Origin of the sequence: Burkholderia sp. E168m23 (assembly GCF_016586125.1) — a bacterium.
Taxonomy (GTDB): Bacteria; Pseudomonadota; Gammaproteobacteria; order Burkholderiales; family Burkholderiaceae; genus Burkholderia; species Burkholderia orbicola.
This window is the reverse complement of the sequence record NZ_BCPP01000947.1, coordinates 1-2,728: the sequence shown is the minus strand read 5'-3', so window position 1 is coordinate 2,728 and position 2,728 is coordinate 1. Positions and strand designations below refer to the sequence as shown.

The window sequence follows — 2,728 nt, the reverse complement described above, 5'->3', positions numbered from 1 at the left end:
TCCCCAGCCGCCGATAGACGTTGAGCTTGGGCACGACACTCATAGGTCTTGCCGGCCCCGGCCTCCGATATTAGCAACACACGCCACGACTGCAAAAGATCGTTCCACGATAATCCTCGTGACCAACCCAAACTCATCAAGAACGGTTGCTTGTCGGCGTCGGTGATTTTCCCCTCGGGGATATTCTGAAAAATTCGTTCGATCATATGCCACTTAGGTTAGTCGATTGGCGATGCGTATGAGGCCCTGCCGCTTCATGGAATTCGTAGTATTTGTGCCGTTGCCAACATACCCGTCGCATATTTCTGTTCAGCAAAGTGTACTCGCTCGGGCATGCTGATCGCTAATCTCTGTTCGCTGATCTCAAAGGTCGATATTGGACGAGCGCGATGACGCTGGCTGTGGTCGATGGCTATCTCAACGCGATACGGGAGTGTCTTCGCCCCCTCCCGCATCGAAGGCGTCCGCGTGGCGAATTCGCAGGTTTTGCGAGCAAACGGCGTTTGTACGAAGAGGCGCTGTACGGCATTGCACCTGGTACGCCGCCCGACATGTTTTTCACGAATCGGGCAGGGTTGCGCGGCCTCTATCTCGGAGGACACACGACCTTCCCGGCGTGTGGCGCACCCACGGCCATGCTTTCTCAGAAATCCAGGCAGAGAAGCGGCGACGCGGGGCACGCGCGGGAATCCGTGAGCGGCGGGTTGGGTGACCGTGGGCAGCGTCCGAAACCGCGTTGAACTCATGTCTCCTGCTCCTCCCCCCATTTAATGACCAAACCGCAAGACCTAGTGCATAGATATCGTTTGCCGAGCCCTTAATGACTATCGACAATCGTGGCTCGAATTCACCGCCGCGGCGCCAGAAGCGCCTTGGCGGCCGGCACTCGGCGGCTATCCCGGCCGTCCGCGCCCCCCAGCACACGACGACATGTACGCGTTCACGCCCTCATTCCAAAACCCTGCCGGCTCGCCGATCCGCGAGTTGTTCAAGTACCTGTCCGAACCGGGCATGATTTCCTTCGCGGGCGGCTATCCGGCGAGCGACCTGTTCGACGTCGACGGCCTGAACGCGGCCGCCGAACGCGCGTACGCACAGCCCGTCCGCTGCCTGCAATACGGCCCGACCGACGGCCTCGCCGAACTGAAGCAGCAACTGATCGCGCTGATGGCGCGTCGCGGCGTCGCCTGCGCGCCCGCCGAACTGCTCGTCACGACCGGTTCGCAGCAGGGCCTCGACCTGCTGCTGCGCGTGATGGTGTCGCCCGGCGACGTCGTGCTGACCGAACAGCCGGCATACCCGGCCACGCTGCAGGCGATGCGGTTGCAACAGGCGCGCATCGTGACGATTCCCGTCGACGGCGAAGGCCTCGACGTCGATCGCCTCGCAGCGCAACTCGCGTCCGGCGCGATCGCGCAGCCGAAGCTGCTCTACACGGTTCCGACCTTCGCGAACCCCACGGGCGCGACGCTCACGCGCGAACGCCGGCTGAAGCTGCTGCGTCTCGCGGTGCAATACCGTTTCCTGATCGTCGAGGACGATCCGTACGGCGACCTGCGTTTCGCGGGCGAAGCCGTGCCGTCGATGCTCGCGCTGGCCGGTGAAGTGGACGGCGCGCGCGACTGGCTCGTGCATTTCGCGAGCCTGTCGAAGATCGTCGCGCCGGGGCTGCGCGTGGGCTGGACGATCGCGCCGGCCGAGATCACGCGGCGCTGCGTGATCGCGAAGCAGACGGTCGATCTGTGCAGCACGCCGTGGACGCAGGCCACCGCCGCCGAATATCTGGCCGACGGCGCGCTCGAACGTCATCTGCCGCGCATCACGGCCGCGTACCGGCGTAAGTGCGACGCGATGTGCGACGCGCTGCGCGACGGCTTCGGCGATGCGATCGAATTCCATCGTCCCGAAGGCGGGATGTTCGTGTGGGCGCGGCTCGGCGCGGTATCGTCGGATGTGCTGCTGCAACAGGCGATCGCGAACAAGATCGTGTTCGTCCCCGGCAAGGCGTTCTTCGCGGACAACGTCGACGCGGCGTCGCTGCGCCTGTCGTTCGCCGCGCCGGACATCGATGCGATCCGGGAAGGCGTCGCGCGCCTCGTGCGCGCATATGGTGCGGCGCTGGCCGCGTGAGGAGACATCGACATGACCATCACCGTCAACGAAACGGCATCGCCGGGCGCAGCCTCGGGCGCCGGCGACACGCGGCCGGCGAAGCATCGCTCGTCGCAGATCAGCGCCGGGCCGCAGTATGTGGCCGACGTGCTCGGCCGCTTCGGCGCGGAGCCGGCACCCGATGCTGGCGATGCGGCGCCGGTCGTGCTCGGCTACAACTGACCGGCACAACGGCGGCGACGCATCCCATGCGAGCCGTCGCCGAAACAAACGGGTAAGCTGGCGCGATCGAAATACCGACGATCGCCGCCGCCCCATGTCCGACTCGACCACCGACTCGATCTCCGAATCGCTTGCGCAAACCTACGACCGCCTGTGGTCCTGCCTCGAATCCGGCGTCAACGTGCAGCGCTCGCCGTTCACGATGCTGCAGGCGGCGACGCTCGGCCTCGATGGTGCGCCGAAGGTTCGGACGATCGTGTTGCGCCAGGTGAATCGCGTCGGGCGCGTGCTGTCGTTTCATACCGATGCACGTTCGGCGAAGGTCGCGGAGTTGCGTCGCGATCCGCGTCTCTCGATCGTCGCCAACGATCTCGACGCGCTCGTGCAGATTCGT

3 protein-coding genes and 1 pseudogene are annotated in these 2,728 nt (G+C 64.8%); 3 read left to right on the top strand and 1 reads right to left on the bottom strand.

What is annotated here, in order from left to right; all coding sequences use genetic code 11:
• Nucleotides 1–206: pseudogene (locus tag JMF90_RS40375) on the bottom strand (hypothetical protein); the annotation flags it as partial.
• 724 nt (nucleotides 207–930) lie between these two features.
• Here JMF90_RS40375 and JMF90_RS32380 point away from each other — a divergent pair.
• The 3 genes from JMF90_RS32380 to JMF90_RS32370 all read left to right on the top strand — a co-directional run.
• Nucleotides 931–2,130 (top strand): PLP-dependent aminotransferase family protein, encoded by a 1,200-nt coding sequence (locus JMF90_RS32380; protein ID WP_011694541.1) that lies wholly within the window; start codon nucleotides 931–933, stop codon nucleotides 2,128–2,130.
• Between the two features lie 12 nt (nucleotides 2,131–2,142).
• Nucleotides 2,143–2,334 carry a hypothetical protein gene (locus JMF90_RS32375; protein WP_011694542.1) on the top strand — a complete coding sequence of 64 codons (192 nt, stop codon included), beginning with the start codon at nucleotides 2,143–2,145 and terminating at the stop codon, nucleotides 2,332–2,334.
• A 94-nt stretch (nucleotides 2,335–2,428) separates the two neighbouring features.
• Nucleotides 2,429–2,728: pyridoxamine 5'-phosphate oxidase family protein (locus JMF90_RS32370; RefSeq protein ID WP_201325956.1), on the top strand; the 300-nt coding region annotated here is incomplete at its 3' end.